Origin of the sequence: Pseudomonas sp. R4-39-08, assembly GCF_003852275.1 — a bacterium.
Taxonomy (GTDB): Bacteria; Pseudomonadota; Gammaproteobacteria; order Pseudomonadales; family Pseudomonadaceae; genus Aquipseudomonas.
In genome coordinates this window covers 3850463-3869187 of the sequence record NZ_CP027733.1, presented here as the reverse complement: position 1 = coordinate 3869187, position 18725 = coordinate 3850463, and the positions used below count along the sequence as shown (strand labels likewise).

The 18725-nt window shown below is 60.9% G+C and carries 14 protein-coding genes and 4 tRNA genes; 16 read left to right on the top strand and 2 right to left on the bottom strand.

Annotated elements, in window-relative coordinates; genetic code table 11:
• Window positions 1-202: 202 nt before the first annotated feature.
• The 12 genes from uvrB (at window position 203) to C4J88_RS27820 (ending at window position 10135) form a co-directional block, all read left to right on the top strand.
• Complete coding sequence (uvrB, locus tag C4J88_RS17845) at window positions 203-2218, top strand: excinuclease ABC subunit UvrB (protein ID WP_124363613.1); 2016 nt, start codon at window positions 203-205, stop codon at window positions 2216-2218.
• Between the two features lie 184 nt (window positions 2219-2402).
• Entirely contained in the window at window positions 2403-3884 is a 1482-nt protein-coding gene (gene gltX, locus C4J88_RS17840) for a glutamate--tRNA ligase (protein WP_124367686.1), read from the top strand.
• 147 nt (window positions 3885-4031) lie between these two features.
• Window positions 4032-4107: transfer RNA gene (locus tag C4J88_RS17835), tRNA-Ala, on the top strand.
• A gap of 78 nt (window positions 4108-4185) precedes the next feature.
• Window positions 4186-4261: transfer RNA gene (locus tag C4J88_RS17830), tRNA-Glu, on the top strand.
• Window positions 4262-4310: 49 nt separating this feature from the next.
• A tRNA-Ala gene (locus C4J88_RS17825) sits at window positions 4311-4386 on the top strand.
• A 78-nt stretch (window positions 4387-4464) separates the two neighbouring features.
• Window positions 4465-4540 (top strand) — tRNA-Glu (locus C4J88_RS17820).
• A gap of 181 nt (window positions 4541-4721) precedes the next feature.
• A complete protein-coding gene (locus tag C4J88_RS17815; protein ID WP_124367685.1) occupies window positions 4722-5261 on the top strand; it encodes a TetR/AcrR family transcriptional regulator in 540 nt (179 codons plus the stop codon).
• Between the two features lie 14 nt (window positions 5262-5275).
• Window positions 5276-6109 carry an alpha/beta hydrolase gene (locus tag C4J88_RS17810; protein ID WP_124407711.1) on the top strand — a complete coding sequence of 278 codons (834 nt, stop codon included), beginning with the start codon at window positions 5276-5278 and terminating at the stop codon, window positions 6107-6109.
• A 39-nt stretch (window positions 6110-6148) separates the two neighbouring features.
• Complete coding sequence (locus tag C4J88_RS17805; RefSeq protein WP_124367683.1) at window positions 6149-6583, top strand: thioesterase family protein; 435 nt, start codon at window positions 6149-6151, stop codon at window positions 6581-6583.
• A gap of 55 nt (window positions 6584-6638) precedes the next feature.
• Window positions 6639-7598, top strand: a complete 960-nt coding sequence (locus C4J88_RS17800; protein WP_124407710.1) for a tRNA-dihydrouridine synthase — start codon at window positions 6639-6641, stop codon at window positions 7596-7598.
• Window positions 7599-7981: 383 nt separating this feature from the next.
• A complete protein-coding gene (locus tag C4J88_RS17795; RefSeq protein ID WP_124407709.1) occupies window positions 7982-9094 on the top strand; it encodes a hypothetical protein in 1113 nt (370 codons plus the stop codon).
• An 84-nt stretch (window positions 9095-9178) separates the two neighbouring features.
• Window positions 9179-10135 carry a hypothetical protein gene (locus C4J88_RS27820; protein ID WP_256659043.1) on the top strand — a complete coding sequence of 319 codons (957 nt, stop codon included), beginning with the start codon at window positions 9179-9181 and terminating at the stop codon, window positions 10133-10135.
• A gap of 66 nt (window positions 10136-10201) precedes the next feature.
• Here C4J88_RS27820 and C4J88_RS17785 read toward each other — a convergent pair whose 3' ends face one another.
• Both C4J88_RS17785 and C4J88_RS17780 read right to left on the bottom strand, forming a co-directional pair.
• Window positions 10202-13480 (bottom strand): PAS domain S-box protein, encoded by a 3279-nt coding sequence (locus C4J88_RS17785; RefSeq protein ID WP_124407708.1) that lies wholly within the window; start codon window positions 13478-13480, stop codon window positions 10202-10204.
• A 65-nt stretch (window positions 13481-13545) separates the two neighbouring features.
• The gene (locus C4J88_RS17780; protein ID WP_124407707.1) at window positions 13546-14436 is read right to left on the bottom strand and encodes a LysR family transcriptional regulator; all 891 of its coding nucleotides are present in this window, start codon (window positions 14434-14436) and stop codon (window positions 13546-13548) included.
• Window positions 14437-14576: 140 nt separating this feature from the next.
• Between C4J88_RS17780 and leuC the strand changes: the two genes are divergently transcribed.
• The 4 genes from leuC (at window position 14577) to leuB (ending at window position 18679) form a co-directional block, all read left to right on the top strand.
• The gene (leuC, locus tag C4J88_RS17775; RefSeq protein ID WP_124407706.1) at window positions 14577-15995 is read left to right on the top strand and encodes a 3-isopropylmalate dehydratase large subunit; all 1419 of its coding nucleotides are present in this window, start codon (window positions 14577-14579) and stop codon (window positions 15993-15995) included.
• Between the two features lie 10 nt (window positions 15996-16005).
• Window positions 16006-16647 (top strand): 3-isopropylmalate dehydratase small subunit, encoded by a 642-nt coding sequence (gene leuD / locus C4J88_RS17770; protein ID WP_124363603.1) that lies wholly within the window; start codon window positions 16006-16008, stop codon window positions 16645-16647.
• 131 nt (window positions 16648-16778) lie between these two features.
• A complete protein-coding gene (locus tag C4J88_RS17765; RefSeq protein WP_124407705.1) occupies window positions 16779-17543 on the top strand; it encodes a class I SAM-dependent methyltransferase in 765 nt (254 codons plus the stop codon).
• A 53-nt stretch (window positions 17544-17596) separates the two neighbouring features.
• Window positions 17597-18679: a 3-isopropylmalate dehydrogenase gene (leuB, locus tag C4J88_RS17760; RefSeq protein WP_124371256.1), complete on the top strand. Its 1083-nt coding sequence runs from the start codon at window positions 17597-17599 to the stop codon at window positions 18677-18679.
• The last annotated feature ends 46 nt before the right edge of the window (window positions 18680-18725 follow it).

Below are 18725 nucleotides of genomic sequence, written 5' to 3'. Positions count from 1 at the left end.
TCGGTTTATTTGCCGACCGTTAGTCTTATTGCAATATGGATCCCGGACGAAGGTAGGGCGATTACCTTGAAACCCGTCACATTCGTCACCACTACTACGGCTATCATGGTTTTTTCCTGCAGCCTGCGATGACTATTCGCGGGTTGCTGAGCTATTTCGTCCCTGGCGGTGTTGAGTCTGGGGTGACCACACGAGGTACGTTATGTCGGATTTCCAGCTCGTCACCCGTTTTGAACCCGCCGGCGATCAGCCGGAAGCCATTCGCCAGATGGTCGAAGGTATCGAGGCCGGCCTGGCGCATCAGACGTTGCTCGGGGTGACCGGTTCAGGCAAGACCTTCAGCATCGCCAATGTGATCGCGCAGGTGCAGCGCCCGACCCTGGTGCTGGCACCGAACAAGACCCTCGCCGCACAGTTGTACGGTGAGTTCAAGGCGTTCTTCCCGAACAACGCGGTCGAATATTTCGTTTCCTACTACGACTACTATCAGCCGGAAGCGTATGTGCCGTCCTCCGATACATTTATCGAGAAGGACGCGTCGATCAACGACCATATCGAGCAGATGCGGCTGTCGGCGACCAAGGCCCTGCTGGAACGCAAGGACGCGATCATCGTCACCACGGTGTCGTGCATTTACGGCCTGGGCAGCCCGGAAACCTATTTGAAAATGGTGCTGCACGTCGACCGCGGCGACAAACTCGACCAGCGCGAACTGCTACGGCGCCTGACGAGCCTGCAGTACACCCGCAACGACATGGACTTTGCCCGCGCCACATTCCGCGTGCGCGGCGATGTGATCGATATCTACCCGGCAGAATCCGACCTGGAAGCGATCCGCATCGAGCTGTTCGACGATGAAGTCGAAAGCCTGTCGGCCTTCGACCCGTTGACCGGCGAGGTGATCCGCAAACTGCCGCGCTTCACCTTCTACCCGAAAAGCCACTACGTGACCCCGCGTGAAACCCTGATGGGCGCCATCGAGGGCATCAAGGTCGAGTTGGCCGAGCGCCTGGAATACCTGCGCGCCAACAACAAGCTGGTGGAGGCCCAGCGCCTGGAGCAGCGCACCCGCTTCGACCTGGAGATGATCCTGGAGCTGGGTTACTGCAACGGCATCGAAAACTACTCGCGCTACCTGTCGGGCCGCGAGTCCGGTGCGCCGCCGCCGACCCTCTATGATTACCTGCCGCCGGACGCCTTGCTGGTGATCGACGAGTCCCACGTCAGCGTGCCGCAAGTGGGCGCGATGTATAAGGGCGACCGCTCCCGCAAGGAAACCCTGGTGGAATACGGCTTCCGTCTGCCGTCGGCGCTGGATAACCGGCCGATGCGCTTTGACGAATGGGAAGCCATCAGCCCGCAGACCATCTTTGTCTCCGCCACGCCCGGCAACTATGAGGCCGAACATGCCGGCCGGGTGATCGAGCAGCTGGTGCGCCCGACTGGCCTGGTGGACCCGCAAATCGAAATCCGCCCGGCGCTGACCCAGGTTGACGACCTACTGTCGGAAATCAACAAACGCGTGGCCCTGGAAGAGCGCGTGCTGGTCACCACGTTGACCAAGCGCATGTCCGAAGACTTGACCGATTACCTGGCCGACCACGGCGTGCGCGTGCGCTACCTGCACTCGGACATCGACACCGTGGAGCGTGTGGAAATCATTCGCGACCTGCGCCTGGGTACCTTTGATGTGCTGGTGGGCATCAACCTGCTGCGCGAAGGCCTGGACATGCCGGAGGTGTCGCTGGTGGCGATCCTGGATGCGGACAAGGAAGGTTTCCTGCGCTCCGAGCGCTCGCTGATCCAGACCATCGGCCGTGCGGCGCGTAACCTCAATGGCCGGGCGATCCTGTATGCGGACCGCATCACCGGGTCCATGGAGCGGGCGATTGGCGAGACCGATCGCCGTCGCGAGAAGCAGATCGCGTTCAACCTGGAGCATGGCATCACGCCCAAAGGCGTGTTCAAGGATGTCGCCGACATCATGGAAGGCGCCACCGTGCCCGGCTCGCGCAGCAAGAAGCGCAAGGGCATGGCCAAGGCCGCCGAAGAAAGCGCCAAGTACGAGAACGAACTGCGCTCGCCGAGTGAGATCACCAAGCGGATTCGCCAGTTGGAAGAGAAGATGTACCAGTTGGCGCGCGATCTTGAGTTCGAGGCCGCGGCGCAGACGCGGGATGAGATTGGCAAGTTGCGCGAGCGCTTGCTCACCGTATAAAACCACCCACTGTAGGAGCGAGCTTGCTCGCGAAAATCGTCAACGATAACGCGGGGTCTTCTGGCTAAACGTGGTGTCCTTGCGTTCTTCGCGAGCAAGCTCGCTCCTACAATAAGGCGCTTTGGGCTGTTACCATTCGCCCCTTGTTTCAATTTTCAGTTATATCGCCCATTCGAGACCTGCCATGACCACCGTCCGCACGCGCATTGCGCCATCGCCTACTGGGGATCCCCACGTCGGCACTGCTTACATCGCCTTGTTCAACTACTGCTTTGCCAAGCAGCACGGCGGTGAATTCATCCTGCGGATCGAAGACACCGATCAACTGCGCTCCACCCGCGAGTCGGAGCAGCAGATTTTCGATGCGCTGCGCTGGCTGGGTATCACCTGGGCCGAAGGCCCGGACGTCGGCGGCCCTCACGGCCCGTATCGCCAGAGCGAGCGCAGCGACATCTATAAAAAGTACACCCAGCAGCTGGTGGACATGGGCCATGCGTTCCCCTGCTTCTGCACCGCCGAAGAACTCGACCAGATGCGCGCCGAGCAACAGGCCCGTGGCGAGACGCCGCGCTACGACGGCCGTGCATTGCTGCTATCGAAAGAAGAAGTGGCCGCGCGCCTGGCCGCCGGCGAGCCCCATGTGATCCGCATGAAAGTGCCGAGCGAAGGCGTATGCGTGGTGCCGGACATGCTGCGCGGTGACGTCGAGATCCCGTGGGATCGCATGGACATGCAGGTGCTGATGAAGACCGACGGCCTGCCGACGTACTTCCTCGCCAACGTGGTCGATGATCACCTGATGGGCATCACCCACGTGCTGCGCGGCGAAGAATGGCTGCCGTCGGCGCCGAAGCTGATCCTGCTTTACGAATACTTCGGCTGGGAACAGCCGCAGTTGTGCTACATGCCGCTGCTGCGTAACCCCGACAAGAGCAAGCTGTCCAAGCGCAAGAACCCGACGTCGGTGACCTTCTACGAGCGCATGGGCTTCATGCCCGAGGCGATGCTCAACTACCTGGGGCGCATGGGCTGGTCCATGCCGGATGAGCGCGAGAAGTTCTCGCTGCAGGAAATGGTCGATAACTTCGACCTGTCCCGCGTCTCCCTGGGCGGGCCGATTTTCGATATCGAGAAGCTGTCGTGGCTCAACGGCCAGTGGCTGCGTGACCTGCCGGTGGAAGAGTTTGCCAGCCGCGTGCAGCAATGGGCGCTCAACCCCGAGTACATGATGAAGATCGCGCCGCTGGTGCAGGGCAGGGTGGAGACGTTCAGCCAGGTTGCGCCGTTGGCCAGCTTCTTCTTCGCCGGTGGCGTGAACCCGGACGTCAAGCTGTTCGAATCGAAAAAGCTTTCGGGTGACCAGGTACGCCAGCTGATGCAGTTGATCCTGTGGAAGCTCGAAAGCCTGCGCCAATGGGAGAAGGATGCGATCACGGCGACGATCCAGGCGGTGGTCGAGTCCCTGGAACTGAAATTGCGCGATGCCATGCCGCTGATGTTTGCCGCGATTACCGGGCAGGCCAGTTCGGTGTCGGTGCTCGACGCGATGGAAATCCTCGGTCCGGACCTCACGCGTTTCCGTCTGCGCCAAGCCCTTGATTTGCTTGGTGGTGTTTCAAAGAAAGAAAACAAAGAGTGGGAAAAACTGCTGGGCGCTATCGCTTAAGCAGGTGGCTGTAAGCACGAAACCCCGGTTTTCCGGGGTTTCGTCGGTAAGTGATTGTTATCCCGGCAAAAAATTTTGAAAATTGTTGAAAATAAATTTGACACGTTTCGAAACCGCCATTAAGATTCGCCCCGTCCTCACCGATGAGGGGCTATAGCTCAGCTGGGAGAGCGCTTGCATGGCATGCAAGAGGTCAACGGTTCGATCCCGTTTAGCTCCACCAATTTACAGGTTCAAGGTCTGGCCACACCGTCCTTGAATCGATCGGCACTCAGCGCCGATCAGTTGTACAGAAGGTTTTGTCCCCTTCGTCTAGTGGCCTAGGACACCGCCCTTTCACGGCGGTAACAGGGGTTCGAGTCCCCTAGGGGACGCCAGTTTCAACAAGCAGTTCGAAAGGTCTGCTGCGCCGCCAGGCGAAAAATCGGGGCTATAGCTCAGCTGGGAGAGCGCTTGCATGGCATGCAAGAGGTCAACGGTTCGATCCCGTTTAGCTCCACCAATTTACAGGTTCAAGGTTGCGGCCACACCGTCCTTGAATCGATCGGTCCAAGCACCGATCACTGTACAGAAGGTTTGTGTCCCCTTCGTCTAGTGGCCTAGGACACCGCCCTTTCACGGCGGTAACAGGGGTTCGAGTCCCCTAGGGGACGCCACGATTACCCGCTTTGCGGGATTTTTAAGGGTCATTCAATTATTGAATGGCCCTTTTGTTTGTCTGGCGTTTGGCCAACTCTCTCCTTACTTCCTTTTTGCGTTCTGACCAGTGGTCACGCTTCTCGCTTGCGCAATATTATTATGGTAATAATATTCAACCCATGACAGACGGAGGCTTTGATGAGCGACAAGAAAGCGCAAACTCGCGAACGCATATTGCAGGCTGCCAGCGCGGCATTGGTCCAGCGTGGCCCGGCTGAGCCGAGCGTCGGCGAAGTCATGGGGGCGGCGGGGCTGACGGTCGGTGGTTTTTATGCGCACTTTGAAAGCAAGGACGCGCTGATGCTGGAGGCGTTCACTCAGCTATTGGCCAAGCGTCGCGCGGCGATCGAAGACATCGACTCAACACTCACCGGCGAAGAGCGCCGAAGCCTGGTGGCGGCGTTTTACTTGTCGCGCAAACACCGCGACTCCACCGCCCAGGCGTGCCCGCTGCCGGCGACAGTCGGCGAGATGGGCCGTTTGCCGGACGAATTCCGCCAGGCCTTGAGCGAACACTGCGAGCTGATGGCAGCTCAACTGGCGGCCAGCCCGGAAGACACCGACAAGGCGCTGGCCGACATGGCGTTGATGATCGGCGGCCTGACACTGGCGCGGGCCCTCGGCCCCGGCGAGCTGTCCGATCGTGTATTGCGGGCCGCCAAGTCGGCGGTACGCTGAAGAGGGTTCACCGCATGGGCGACTTGACCTGGGTTCGTGGCTTCAACGGCACTGTCGGCCGACTTGCTCCGCAAATGGCGGCCAACAGGATGCGTCGCACCTTCATGACGCCCCGTGAGCTGCCGCCGCGCGCGTGGGAGCTGCCGCTGCTGGCGCAATCTGAGCGCATCACCTTGCGTTTCGGCCTGTCGGCGCTACGTTGGGGGCAGGGGCCGGCGGTGTTGCTGATGCACGGTTGGGAAGGGCGGCCTACCCAGTTCGCCAGCCTGATTACGGCATTGGTAGAGAACGGCTATTCGGTGATTGCGCTGGACGGCCCGGCCCATGGACATTCGCCGGGGCGCGAAGCAAACGTGCTGTTGTTCGCCCGGGCCATGCTCGAGGCGGCGGCTGAGCTGCCTGCGCTGCATGCGGTGGTCGGCCACTCGATGGGCGGCGCCAGCGCGATGCTGGCGGTGCAACTGGGGCTGCGCACGCAGGCGTTGGTGAGCATCGCTGCACCATCGCGGTTCCTCGATGCGCTGCGCGGCTTCACGCGAATGGTGGGTTTGCCGCCGCGCGCGTGTTCGGCGTTTATCCACGCGGTGGAGCTGTCTTTCGGCATGCCGCTCAAGCACTTGGATGTCGCCCATTACCACATGAACCTTCCCGGCCTGATCGTGCATGCCGAAGACGATACATTCGTCCCGGTCAAGGCCTCTCAAGCCATTCACGAGGCCTGGTTCGACAGCCGCCTGCTGCGCCTGGAGCAGGGCGGGCATCAGAAGGTCCTGGCCGACCCGCGCGTGATCGAAGGCGTACTTGCCCTGTTGGCAAGCTGCCATTTACAGGCGCGCCAAACCGCCTGATACACTGCGCCCGCCGACATCAATCGACTGGAGCAAGGCATGGGCTGGGATTTGGCAACGCCGTTTATCATCGATCTGCAGGTCGCCCCTGAGGACATCGACGGCCTGGGGCACGCCAATAACGCGGTGTACGTGTCCTGGCTGGAGCGTTGCGCCTGGCGCCATTCCCAGCGCCTGGGGCTGGACCTTACCGAGTATCGGCGCCTTGACCGTGCCATGGCCGTGGTGCGTCATGAGATCGACTACCTGGCGGCCGGCTACGAAGGCGATGAACTGCAACTGGCCACGTGGATCGTCGATTGGGACCAGCGTCTGAAGATGACGCGGCGTTTCCAGCTGATACGCCCGCGTGACGGCGCCACCTTGCTGCGCGCGCAAACCACCTTTGTATGCATCGAGCTGTCCAGCGGCAGGCCCAAGCGCATGCCCGTCGAGTTTATCGAGGGCTATGGGCCTGCGCTGACAGGGGGTTAACGGTTGTTGCGGGAAACCCAGTAAACTGCGCCACGATTTTTGTTGAGTGTTTTCCATGCAAATTGCTTTGGCGCCCATGGAGGGGTTGGTCGACAACATCCTGCGGGACGTGCTGACCCGCGTGGGCGGTATCGACTGGTGCGTGACCGAATTCATCCGCGTCAACGACCGCTTGCTCACCCCTGCCTATTTCCACAAGCTCGCCCCGGAACTGCTGCACGGCGCCCAGACTGCGGCGGGCGTGCCGCTGCGCGTGCAATTGCTCGGGTCTGACCCGGTATGCCTGGCGGAAAACGCCGCCCTGGCCTGCGAGTTGGGGTCGCAGGTGATCGACCTCAATTTCGGCTGCCCGGCCAAGACCGTCAACAAGTCCCGAGGCGGTGCAGTGCTGCTCAAGGAGCCGGAGCTGCTCAACCGGATCGTCGAGCATGTGCGCCGTGCGGTGCCGGCCCATATCCCAGTCACTGCTAAAATGCGCCTGGGCTTCGACAGCCCGGATGGCGCGCTGGTCTGCGCCACGGCGCTGGCCGAAGGCGGCGCCGCGCATATCGTGGTGCATGCACGTACTAAAACCGATGGCTACAAGCCGCCGGCCCATTGGGAGTGGATCCCGCGGGTGCAGGAAGTGGTCAAGGTGCCGGTGTTTGCCAATGGTGACATCTGGAGCGTCGAAGATTGGCAGCGTTGCCGCGAAGTCAGCGGCGCCGAAGACATCATGCTGGGCCGTGGCCTGGTGGCGCGCCCTGACCTGGCGCGGCAGATCGCGGCGGCACGCGCAGGGCAGGAGGTGGTGGAAATGTCCTGGGCCGAAATGCGGCCGATGCTCCAGGAGTTCTGGGCCCAATCGGTGGCGCAATTGACTGAGCGCCAGGCGCCCGGCCGCTTGAAGCAATGGCTGGCGATGCTGACGCGCAACTACCCTGAGGCGGTGCAGCTGTTTACGGCGATGCGCCGCGAGACCGACCTGGAGCAGGTCAGTCGCCTGTTGGGGATGCCTCATCCACTGGCTGCCTGACGCCAATCAACGACCACTGCTTATATCCATCTAAAGAAGGCGCCACTGCAGGCGCCTTTTTTGTCGGCGAGTTAACACAAACCACCGACGAGTAGATGCGAGAAATGTTATCGATGAGTGACTTGCCTACCGAGTATTAGCGCGTGTGACCACACTTGAACCTCAAATAAGCCATGAATCAAGGCTTGGCGTAAATTGTCCATGAGGCAAAGTCTGATAATGCGCTTTGGTTTCCTTATATGAACTGCGAATTTCGGAACTCGATAGCCTAACTCCCCACGAATGGTGGGACTGCGAAACAGCGCTGTGGTTATTCAGTCTTAAAACTATCACTCCCTCTGGCCATTAACCGGTCAGGTTGTATGGAATAAAGGAACTCGCGAATGTCTATGTCGATTCACACTCCGCCTTTGGTAAGGGGCGATACATCTGGCCTTGATCAGCCAGCAGTTTCGAACAATAAGCTTATTGTAAAGCCGAGCGCTCAGACCCCTGGGGCAACGGTGCTTCAGACGTCATTGCGTCTTGACGATACTCAAGGTTTGCGCAATACGGCGCTGACCCCCGAGACTGCTTTGCGGCAACTGTTCGATATGCTGGAAGGCATCTTCAGGACCATGCGCGACATATTTTCAGGCAAGACCACGATTAAGCCCGATCCGGACAAACAACCGGTTGCGCCGGACACCCGCAAGGAACTCGTCAAGCCAGACGCAGGCAAGTTGCCGGTGCTGCCGGATGCCTCCAAGGAGCTGGTCAAGCCGGATGCAGGCAAGTTGCCGGTGCTGCCGGATGCCTCCAAGGAGTTGGTCAAGCCGGACGCAGGCAAGTTGCCGGTGCTGCCGGATGCCCCCAAGGAGTTGGTCAAGCCGGACGCAGGCAAGTTGCCGGTGCTGCCGGATGCCCGCAAGGAGTTGGTCAAGCCGGACGCAGGCAAGTTGCCGGTGCTGCCGGATGCCCGCAAGGAGCTGGTCAAGCCGGACGCAGGCACGCTGCCGGTGGTGCCGGATGGCCGCAAGGAGCTGGTAAAACCGGACGCCGCCACGGTGCGAGTGCTGCCGCAACCTGCTGATGTTTCGGTCATCGTGCCCGACGGAAATAAGCCGCGCCCCTCGCCATTTCCGCCAACGGTGCCCAAGCCCGAGATAAGCGTGAACAATGACCCCAAGACAAACGTTCAGGTGAATGTGGTCCTAAATCATTGCCACTGCCCGGATGGAAAGGTGTCGCCGGACCGACTGCCGACACCGAGGGTTTCCACGGATACGCGGCCTCAGCCACCCATACTGCCAGACGCCCAGCCCCAGCCAGCGGTGCTTCCGGGCAATATCCCGAGGCCGAACGTGCCGATGGATATCAAGCCTCAACCCCAGGTGTTGCCGGATACAAAACCGACGCCTTTGCCCGACACTCCCGCCCCGGATCTGACCAGTCCAGGTCCTGTCGACGCTGGCAGGCATGGACGCTTTAATCATCGGCTAAGTTCCAGGTTCTAACGATAGCTGTCGCGTTTAATCTTTTATAAGTGCAGGCATCTTTTCGAAAGTTCGTTTCGAGGAGATGCCTGTGTGGAGAACTCTATGTCAATTTTTCCAATTAATAATATTGCGCGGGTCATTGATGTAAGGCCGTCCCTGTCAATCGATGCACTCACTGCCAGTAATGAAACTGCGATCAGACCCAATGTCGGTCGCGAGTCGGTCAGGACAATGCCTGTCATGGCATATGGTGATAAATCGCAAAGTTTGCCAGGTGCCGGGAACGACTCGCCATCGATCAGTGCAATCGTGGCTATATTTGCTTCACTCTTTTCTCAGCTGCTCGCTCTCGTAGTTGATAAAAAAGACAAGCATGTTCCTGACACTAATCCTTTACCCCCGCCTATTGTTCCGCAAGTAACGCCCCAACCGGTATTACCCAGGCCTGATGCCGCAGCGAACATTCCGGGTTTGTCGACCAAGCGCGGCGGTGCGAAGCCGGACAATATCTGGAGTGGCTTTCGCCAGGGCCCGGATGGCAATTGCGTGACGGTGTCGGCGATCAAGGCTGCAATGTATCGATTCGGTCAAAGCCCCACGGATATTTTCAAGGAGGTGGCCAAGACGAGCGACGGTTATCAGGTGTTCATGCGTGATGGCTTTCGGCTCACGTTGACCGACCGCGAGCTGGCGGAGGGCGCCCGGGGCGCCAAGTTCAGCGGGCCCGACACCGGCATGCTGAAGGATGCGCAGTTCCTGTTCGCCGTCAGCGCCAAGCGTGCGCAGATGGAAAACAACGATCGTACGGCCGGTCGCAGTTTTCAGGCCGCGATCCGCAGTCTGAACGATGGAGAGGATGAGAACGGTCCGGGAGAAGGGTTTCTGCGCCTTGGGTTAAAAAGCCACATGAAAACAGTGTCGGTCAGTGAGCTTGCACGCGGGCAGATAGGCATGTGCAACCGGACCGGGCATTCGGTGGCGGTCATCAATGGCCGCGAGGAGATGTGGGGTAAACAGGGGCGAGTCCCCACACGTGGTCAGGCCGTAGCACTGGTTTGACCCTGATGCACCTGGGCAGGGATAACCCAGGCTGCATATTGTTTCAATGCTGCGTTTCAAACACATCTATTCCAGTAACTGCCTGAATCCCTCTATCGGCAGTGGCCGGCTATGCAGGTACCCCTGATACAAATGGCAGCCGAGCTTCTGCAAAAATGCCAATTGCTCTGCGGTTTCCACCCCTTCGGCAATCACCTCAAGATTCAAGCTGCGGGCCATGGCGACAATGGCGCGGATGATTTCAGCGTCATTGGGATCGTGCGTCGCGTCGCGCACGAACGACTGGTCGATTTTCAACGCGTCCACCGGCAGGCGCTTGAGGTAGGTCAGGGATGAGTAGCCCGTACCAAAGTCATCCATCGCAAAGCTGATGCCGAGTTTTTTCAGGCGGCGCATTTTCAACACCGTATCGTCCAGGTTCTGGATCACGATGCCTTCAGTGATTTCAAGCTTCAGCAAGCTGTAGGGCAGGTGGTGCTGCGTGAGGCTGCGTTCGACCCGTTCCACAAAGTCGTTCTGGCGAAACTGCCGGGGGCTGATATTCACGCACAGGCTGAAATTCAGCGGGTCCACCAGGCCGTCGGCAATCAACTGCGCAAATGCGCTGCACGCTTCGTCGAGGATCCAGGTGCCCACTTCCAGGATCAAGCCGCTGTCCTCCAGCACCTTGATAAATTCGGCCGGCGACTGCGCACCCAGTTGGGGATGCTGCCAGCGCACCAGGGCCTCGGCGCCGACAATCTTGTTGCCACGCGCATCCACCTGGGGCTGGTAGTGCACGCTGAATTCGCCGCGGGACAAGGCCAGGCGCAGGTCGGTTTCCATGCGCAGGCGCTCGCTGGCGGTTTTCTGCATGCTGTTGTGGAACATCTGAATGGTGTTGCGCCCGGAATCTTTGGCGCGGTACAGGGCGATGTCGGCGCGCTTGAGCAAATCGGCGGGCGTGGTGCCATGGTCGGGGATCAACGCCACGCCGATGCTCGGCGTTACTTGCAGGCGGTGGCCGTCGAGGAACATCGGCTCGGAGAGCAATTCGCGCAGGGTATCGGCCAGTTCCTGCACCTGGCCGCTGACTTGCGTGCGTGAACCCTCCAAGCCGCTGAGCAGCACCACGAACTCATCACCGCCCAGGCGCGCCACCGTATCCTCCATGCGCACACTGGCTTCCAGGCGTGCGGTGACGATTTTCAATACGGTGTCGCCCACCGGGTGACCGAGGGAGTCATTGATATGCTTGAAGTGGTCGAGGTCGAGAAACAGCAAGGCGCCGCGCAGGTTGTGGCGCTTGAGCAGGGCGATCTGCTGGCTCAGGCGGTCCATCAGCAGCGCACGGTTGGGCAGGTTGGTCAGCGGGTCGTGATAGGCCAGGTGGCGGATCTGGGCCTGGGCGTTTTTCAGCAGGCTCACGTCACGCGCGGTCAGTAGCAGGCACGGCGTTTCATTCAAGGTAATCGGTTCGACCGACACCTCCACCGCCAGCACGTCGCCCAGTTTGTTGTGCCATAGCATTTCCAGATGATGGATGCGTCCCTTGATCTGCAGCTCGGCCAGCAGCGCGGTACGCTGGTTTTCATCGGCCCAGATGCCAATCTGGTACAGGGTGAGGCCGATGGCTTCTTCGGCGCGATAGCCGGTCAGGCGGCAAAACCCGTCATTGACCTCCACATATCGACCGGTGTCGCGCTCGGTGATCGATATGGCGTCGGGGCTGGAATGGAAGGCCTTGGCGAACTTCTCCTCACTGGCCTTGAGCGCCGCCTCCGAGCGTTGCTGCTGGGTGATGTCGCGCAGGGTGGTGACGATACACGGCTGCTCATTGACCTTGACCAAGCGGCTGGAAATCACGCAGGTCAGGCTCTGGCCGTTCTTGGCATGCACCACGATGGCCACATTGCTCAATGACTGCTCGCGAATCACCCGCTCGATGCGTTGCAGGCGCTTGCTCGACTCATCCCACAAGCCGATCTGCTCGGCGCTTTTGTCGAACACTTCGGCGGCGGTCCAGCCAAAGGTCTGGGTGAACGCCGGGTTGATCTCGATAAACGCGCCGCTGTCCAGGCAGGTGACGCAGATTGGATCGGGGCTGGCCTGGAACAGGCTGGCGAATTTCTCCTCGGAAGCGCTCAGGCGTTGCTCGCGCTCCACTTGGTCGGTGATGTCGAGCAAGGTCCCGGCCATGCGCAGGGGCTTGCCGGATTCATCGCGATACAGGCGTGCGCGGCTTTCCAGATAGCGCGAGCTGCCGTCCTCGACCGGCACGCGATAGGTCAGCTGGTAATTGTCGCCCGGGCCTTCACGCAGGTTGCGGTACGCATGGCGCATGCCCTCGCGGTCCTCATCGGACATGCCTTCAAAAAATGCATCGAAGGATTCGTGGAAGGGTTCGCACGGCAGGCCGTGGAGTTGGGCGGCGCGGGCCGAGCCGTAGAGCATGCCGGTGGGAATGTGCCAGTCCCAGGTGCCCAGTTGTGCCGAGTCCAGCGCCAGATCCAGGCGTTCCTGGCTGTCTTTCAGCGCTTGCTCGGCGTTTTTGCGCTCGGTGGTGTCGAGGAAGGTGCTGATCAGATAGGCCTCGCCCTCCAGTTCGACCTTTTGCGCGCTGAGCGTGCCATCGTGGATCTGCCCGTTGCTGGCGCAGAACTGCACTTCCATGGTGATGGATTCACCTTTGCGCTGGGTGGCCTTGACCAGGTGCGCGCGCTGCTCCGGATGACGCCACAGGCCCAACTCCAGGGTGGTGCGGCCGATGGCGTGAGCCACCGGCCAGCCGAACAGCATTTCGAAATGCTGGTTGGCTTCGCTGATCAGGCCGTCGGCCTGACGCGTCAGCAGCACCATGTTCGGGCACAGGTGGAAGAGCGTGGCGAAGCGCTTTTCAGAGTGGCTGAGCGCCTGTTCCCGCTCGCGCTGGTGAGTGATCTCGCGGATCACCCCGATCATCCGGCGCTTGCCGTTTTTGTCCGGCACCAGGCTGCCATTGATTTCCAGCCAGTGCAGGCTGCCATCGGGCCACTGGATGCGGTGATGCATGGCCTGTTCGACCGGTTCGCCGGCCAGCACCGCGTGAAACGCCCGTACCACGCGGGCACGGTCTTCCGGTGCCAGCAGGTCGAGGTAATTGAGGTCGTTGGGCAGCGGCTGGCGCGGATCGTAGCCAAACAATGCCTGAGTGCCTCGCGACCAGCTGATTTTGCCCGTGTCGATTTCCCAGCACCATGCGCCCAGCCGCGCGGCATTGAGTGCCGACAGCAGTTGCGGGGCGCTGTCCCAGCGTTGTTCCGCCTCTTGAGGGTCCAGGGCGTAGATGCGGGGCAGCGGTGGCACGGAATCAACGGGGTTGGGCATTATTCAAAGGGCCTTGGCTCGATGGAAGACAGCGCGGTTTACCTGAAACCCGAGGCCGCACAATGTCATGCCGGTAGCCCTGGCAGATCGACCTGTGCATCCAATAGGCTCATGAAAGCCCGCGCAGCGTTCGACAGCGTCCTTTCGGTGTGCACGATATAGCCTAGCTGGCGACTGAGCTGTATGCCCGGCAAAGCGATACTTGCCACCTGGGCATCGAGCATGGTGCGTGGCAACACGCTCCAGGCCAGGCCGATGGACACCATCATTTTGATCGTCTCCAGATAGTTGGTGCTCATGGCGATGTTCGGCGTCAGCCCCTGGGCCTCGAATAGACGGCTGACAATATGGTGGGTAAAGGTGTTCCCTCCGGGAAACACCGCAGGGTGCCCGGCGATATCGGCCAGGCTGACGGAGCCGTTGCTGATCAGGCTGTGTTCGGGGGCCACCACGAAATCCAGCGGGTCGTCCCATACCGGCGTCGCGCGCACCAGGTTGTGCGGCTCGGGCGCCAGGGTGATCACTGCCACTTCGGCGCGACCGTGGAGGATTTCTTCGTAGGCCACTTCTGAATCGAGGAATTGAATATCCAGCGCCACGTTCGGGTACTGCCGAGTGAAGGTACGCAGGACCGGCGGTAGGCGATGCAGGCCGATATGGTGGCTGGTCGCCAGCGTGAGGCGCCCGCTGACTTCTCCAGTGAGGTTGGTCAGGGCGCGGCGGGTGTCGTCCAGCACGTTGAGGATCTGATAAGCACGCGGCAGCAAAGCTCGCCCAGCTTCGGTCAAGCCCACTTCACGGCCCAGGCGATCGAACAGGCGCACCTTCAATTGTTGCTCCAGGCCGGCGATGCGTTTGCTGATGGCCGGCTGGGTCAGGTGCAGGCGCTCACCGGCGCCGGAGAAGCTGCCGGTCTCGGCAATAGCGATAAAGGCGTTGAGGTTGGCCAGGTCCATGGTGGTATTCCAGTTGGTAATCCAAAGCATGAAAAATATGAATTTGAGTTATTTAATCTAGCGCCATACCATCAGCCTCACAAGCCAAAGGGTTATAGAAAAGCCCGGCGCATAGAAACACCGCTGATGAGGACCGACTGATGGCCGGCAAAACGCTTTACGACAAGCTTTGGGATTCCCATGAAGTGAAACGGCGCGATGATGGGTCGTCGCTGATCTACATCGACCGTCACATCATCCATGAAGTGACCTCGCCTCAAGCGTTCGAAGGCCTGCGGCTGGCCGGGCGCAAGCCATGGCGCGTCGACTCCATCATCGCCACGCCGGACCACAACGTGCCGACCACCCCGGAGCGCAAGGGCGGGATCGACGCCATTGTCGATACTGTGTCGCGCTTGCAGGTGCAGACCCTCGACGACTATTGCGACGAATATGGCATCACCGAATTCAAGATGAATGACGTGCGTCAAGGCATCGTCCACGTGATCGGCCCGGAGCAGGGCGCGACCTTGCCGGGCATGACGGTGGTGTGCGGTGACTCGCACACGTCGACCCACGGTGCGTTCGGCGCATTGGCCCATGGTATCGGCACATCCGAGGTGGAACATGTGTTCGCCACCCAGTGCCTGGTCGCCAAAAAGATGAAGAACATGCTGGTACGCGTCGAAGGCACCTTGCCATTCGGCGTGACCGCCAAGGACATCGTCCTCGCCGTGATCGGCAAGATCGGCACCGCCGGCGGTAACGGGCATGCCATCGAGTTCGCCGGCAGCGCCATTCGCGACCTGTCTATCGAAGGCCGCATGACCATCTGCAACATGTCCATCGAAGCCGGTGCCCGCGTGGGCATGGTGGCGGCGGACGAAAAAACCATCGAATACGTCAAGGGTCGCCCATTCGCACCAAAAGGCGCCGATTGGGACGCAGCGGTGCACGCCTGGAAAGACCTGGTATCCGACGCCGATGCGGTGTTCGACACCGTGGTCGAGCTCGACGCAACCCAGATCAAACCGCAAGTCAGCTGGGGCACATCACCGGAAATGGTGCTGGCCGTCGACCAGAACGTGCCGGACCCGGCCCAGGAACCCGACCTGGTCAAGCGCGGCTCCATTGAGCGCGCCCTCAAGTACATGGGCCTGAAGGCCAACCAGGCGATTACCGATATCCAGCTGGATCGCGTGTTCATCGGCTCCTGCACCAACTCGCGGATCGAAGACCTGCGCGCCGCCGCCGTGATCGCCAAGGGCCGCAAAGTGGCCTCGACCATCAAGCAAGCCATCGTGGTTCCCGGCTCGGGGCTGGTCAAAGCCCAGGCCGAAGCCGAGGGCCTGGACAAGATCTTCCTCGAAGCCGGCTTCGAATGGCGTGAGCCGGGCTGCTCCATGTGCCTGGCGATGAACCCGGACCGGTTGGAATCCGGCGAGCATTGCGCATCGACCTCCAACCGTAACTTCGAAGGGCGTCAGGGCGCCGGTGGCCGTACTCACCTGGTCAGCCCGGCCATGGCTGCCGCCGCTGCCGTCAACGGTCGTTTCATCGACGTTCGCGAATTGATCTGAGGAAATCCCGATGAGAGCTTTTACCCAGCATACCGGTCTGGTAGCGCCGTTGGACCGTGCCAACGTGGACACCGACCAGATCATCCCCAAGCAGTTTTTGAAGTCGATCAAGCGCACCGGGTTTGGCCCCAACCTGTTCGACGAATGGCGCTACCTGGATGTGGGTTACGCCTACCAGGACAACTCCAAGCGCCCGCTGAACAAAGATTTCGTGCTCAACGCCGAGCGTTACCAGGGCGCCAGCGTGTTGCTGGCCCGGGAAAACTTCGGTTGCGGCTCCAGCCGTGAACACGCGCCGTGGGCCCTGGAAGAATATGGTTTTCGCAGCATCATCGCGCCGAGCTACGCCGACATCTTCTTCAATAACAGCTTCAAGAACGGCTTGCTGCCGATCATCTTGAGCGACGCCGAAGTGGATGAGCTGTTCCAGCAAGTGGAAGCCAATGTGGGCTACCAACTGACTGTCGACCTGGCCGCGCAGACCGTGACCCGTCCGGACGGCAAGGTGTATCACTTCGAGGTGGATGCCTTTCGCAAGCACTGCCTGATCAATGGCCTGGACGATATCGGCCTGACTTTGCAGGACGGCGACGCGATTGCAGCGTTTGAAACCAGGCACCGGGCGAGCCAGCCCTGGTTGTTTCGCGATTGATGCAGGCAGGACCGCCGCCATCGGGAGCAAGCCCCCTCCCACACTTTGAATTGTGAATACCTTCAAATGTGGGAGGGGGCTTGCCCCCGATGAGGCCAGTGTCAACACCACAAAACCCAAGGAAAGCCCCCATGACCAGCACCGCCCACACCCAAGTCGTGCAAAAACAATTCGGCGAGCAAGCCTCGGCCTACCTGAGCAGTGCCGTGCACGCCCAGGGCACCGAATTCGCGCTGCTCCAGGCCGAACTGGCCGGGCAGGGCGCGGCGCGACTGCTGGACTTGGGCTGCGGTGCCGGGCATGTGAGTTTCCAGGTTGCCCCGCTGGTCAAGGAAGTGGTGGCCTACGACCTGTCCCAGCAGATGCTCGATGTGGTCGCCGCCGCTGCGCAAGATCGCGGTTTGACCAATATCAGCACGGTTAACGGCGCGGCTGAATGCCTGCCGTTTGCCGATGGCGAATTCGACTTCGTGTTCAGCCGCTACTCCGCCCACCACTGGAGCGACCTCGGCCTGGCCCTGCGCGAAGTGCGTCGGGTGCTCAAACCCGGTGGCGTAGCAGCGTTCGTGGATGTGTTGTCACCGGGCAGCCCGTTGCTGGACACTTACCTGCAAACCGTCGAAGTGCTGCGCGACACCAGCCATGTGCGCGATTATTCTGCCGCCGAGTGGATGCGCCAGCTCAGCGAAGCCGGTTTGCATGTACGCAACAGCAGCCGCCAACGCCTGCGCCTGGAATACACTTCGTGGGTCGAGCGCATGCGCACCCCGCCGGCCTTGCGCGCGGCGATCCTGGAGCTGCAACAGGCGATGGGCCAGGAAGTTCGCGATTATTACGAAATTCAAGCCGACGGCACCTTCAGCACCGACGTGCTGGTGGTGTGGGCCGAACGCTGATTGATTTTTCCCGACCTGCCCATGGGCAGGTCGCTCGATGAAATGAGGAACCCATGAGCAAGCAGATTCTGATTCTCCCTGGCGACGGTATCGGTCCGGAAATCATGGCCGAAGCGGTCAAGGTCCTGGAGCTCGCCAACAGCAAGTACAGCCTGGGCTTCGAGCTGAGCCACGACGTGATCGGCGGCGCGGCCATCGACAAGCACGGCGTGCCCCTGGCCGACGAGACCCTGGAGCGCGCCCGCGCCGCCGACGCCGTGCTGCTGGGCGCCGTGGGTGGGCCGAAGTGGGACAAGATCGAGCGTGATATCCGCCCTGAGCGCGGCCTGTTGAAAATCCGCGCGCAACTGGGCCTGTTCGGCAACCTGCGTCCGGCGATTCTTTACCCGCAGTTGGCCGAGGCGTCGAGCCTCAAGCCGGAAGTGGTCGCCGGCCTGGACATCCTGATCGTCCGTGAGCTGACCGGCGGTATCTATTTCGGCTCGCCACGCGGTGTGCGCGAACTTGCGAACGGCGAGCGCCAGGCCTATGACACCCTGCCGTACAGCGAGAGCGAAATTCGCCGTATCGCCCGCGTCGGTTTCGACATGGCCCGCGTGCGCGGCAAGAAGGTCTGCTCGGTGGACAAGGCCAACGTATTGGCTTCCAGCCAACTGTGGCGCGAAATCGTTGAAGAAGTCGCCAAGGACTACCCGGACGTCGAACTGAGCCACATGTACGTCGACAACGCCGCCATGCAACTGGTGCGTGCGCCGAAGCAGTTCGACGTGATCGTCACCGACAACCTGTTCGGCGACATCCTCTCCGACCAGGCCTCGATGCTCACCGGTTCCATCGGCATGCTGCCGTCGGCGTCCCTGGATACCAACAACAAGGGCATGTACGAGCCTTGCCACGGCTCGGCGCCGGACATTGCCGGCCAAGGTATTGCCAACCCGCTGGCGACCATTTTGTCGGTGTCGATGATGCTGCGTTACAGCTTCAACCTGGTTGACGCGGCCGACGCGATCGAGAAGGCCGTGAGCCTGGTGCTGGACCAGGGTTTGCGCACCGGCGACATCTGGTCGCAGGGTTGCACCCGGGTAGGCACGCAAGAAATGGGCGACGCTGTAGTCGCCGCGCTGCGGAATCTGTAATCTCTCGGGCCCGCTTGCAGTTATCGCTGCAAGGCGGCCCACTTTT

Coding starts and splice junctions, on each gene's coding strand:
- C4J88_RS17810 (WP_124407711.1), top strand. CDS start 5,276: ATGGGCGACTTGACCTGGGTTCGTGGCTTCAACGGCACTGTCGGCCGA.
- gltX (WP_124367686.1), top strand. CDS start 2,403: ATGACCACCGTCCGCACGCGCATTGCGCCATCGCCTACTGGGGATCCC.
- C4J88_RS17780 (WP_124407707.1), bottom strand. CDS start 14,436: ATGGACCTGGCCAACCTCAACGCCTTTATCGCTATTGCCGAGACCGGC.
- C4J88_RS17795 (WP_124407709.1), top strand. CDS start 7,982: ATGTCTATGTCGATTCACACTCCGCCTTTGGTAAGGGGCGATACATCT.
- C4J88_RS17765 (WP_124407705.1), top strand. CDS start 16,779: ATGACCAGCACCGCCCACACCCAAGTCGTGCAAAAACAATTCGGCGAG.
- leuC (WP_124407706.1), top strand. CDS start 14,577: ATGGCCGGCAAAACGCTTTACGACAAGCTTTGGGATTCCCATGAAGTG.
- leuD (WP_124363603.1), top strand. CDS start 16,006: ATGAGAGCTTTTACCCAGCATACCGGTCTGGTAGCGCCGTTGGACCGT.
- leuB (WP_124371256.1), top strand. CDS start 17,597: ATGAGCAAGCAGATTCTGATTCTCCCTGGCGACGGTATCGGTCCGGAA.
- C4J88_RS27820 (WP_256659043.1), top strand. CDS start 9,179: ATGTCAATTTTTCCAATTAATAATATTGCGCGGGTCATTGATGTAAGG.
- C4J88_RS17800 (WP_124407710.1), top strand. CDS start 6,639: ATGCAAATTGCTTTGGCGCCCATGGAGGGGTTGGTCGACAACATCCTG.
- C4J88_RS17785 (WP_124407708.1), bottom strand. CDS start 13,480: ATGCCCAACCCCGTTGATTCCGTGCCACCGCTGCCCCGCATCTACGCC.
- uvrB (WP_124363613.1), top strand. CDS start 203: ATGTCGGATTTCCAGCTCGTCACCCGTTTTGAACCCGCCGGCGATCAG.
- C4J88_RS17805 (WP_124367683.1), top strand. CDS start 6,149: ATGGGCTGGGATTTGGCAACGCCGTTTATCATCGATCTGCAGGTCGCC.
- C4J88_RS17815 (WP_124367685.1), top strand. CDS start 4,722: ATGAGCGACAAGAAAGCGCAAACTCGCGAACGCATATTGCAGGCTGCC.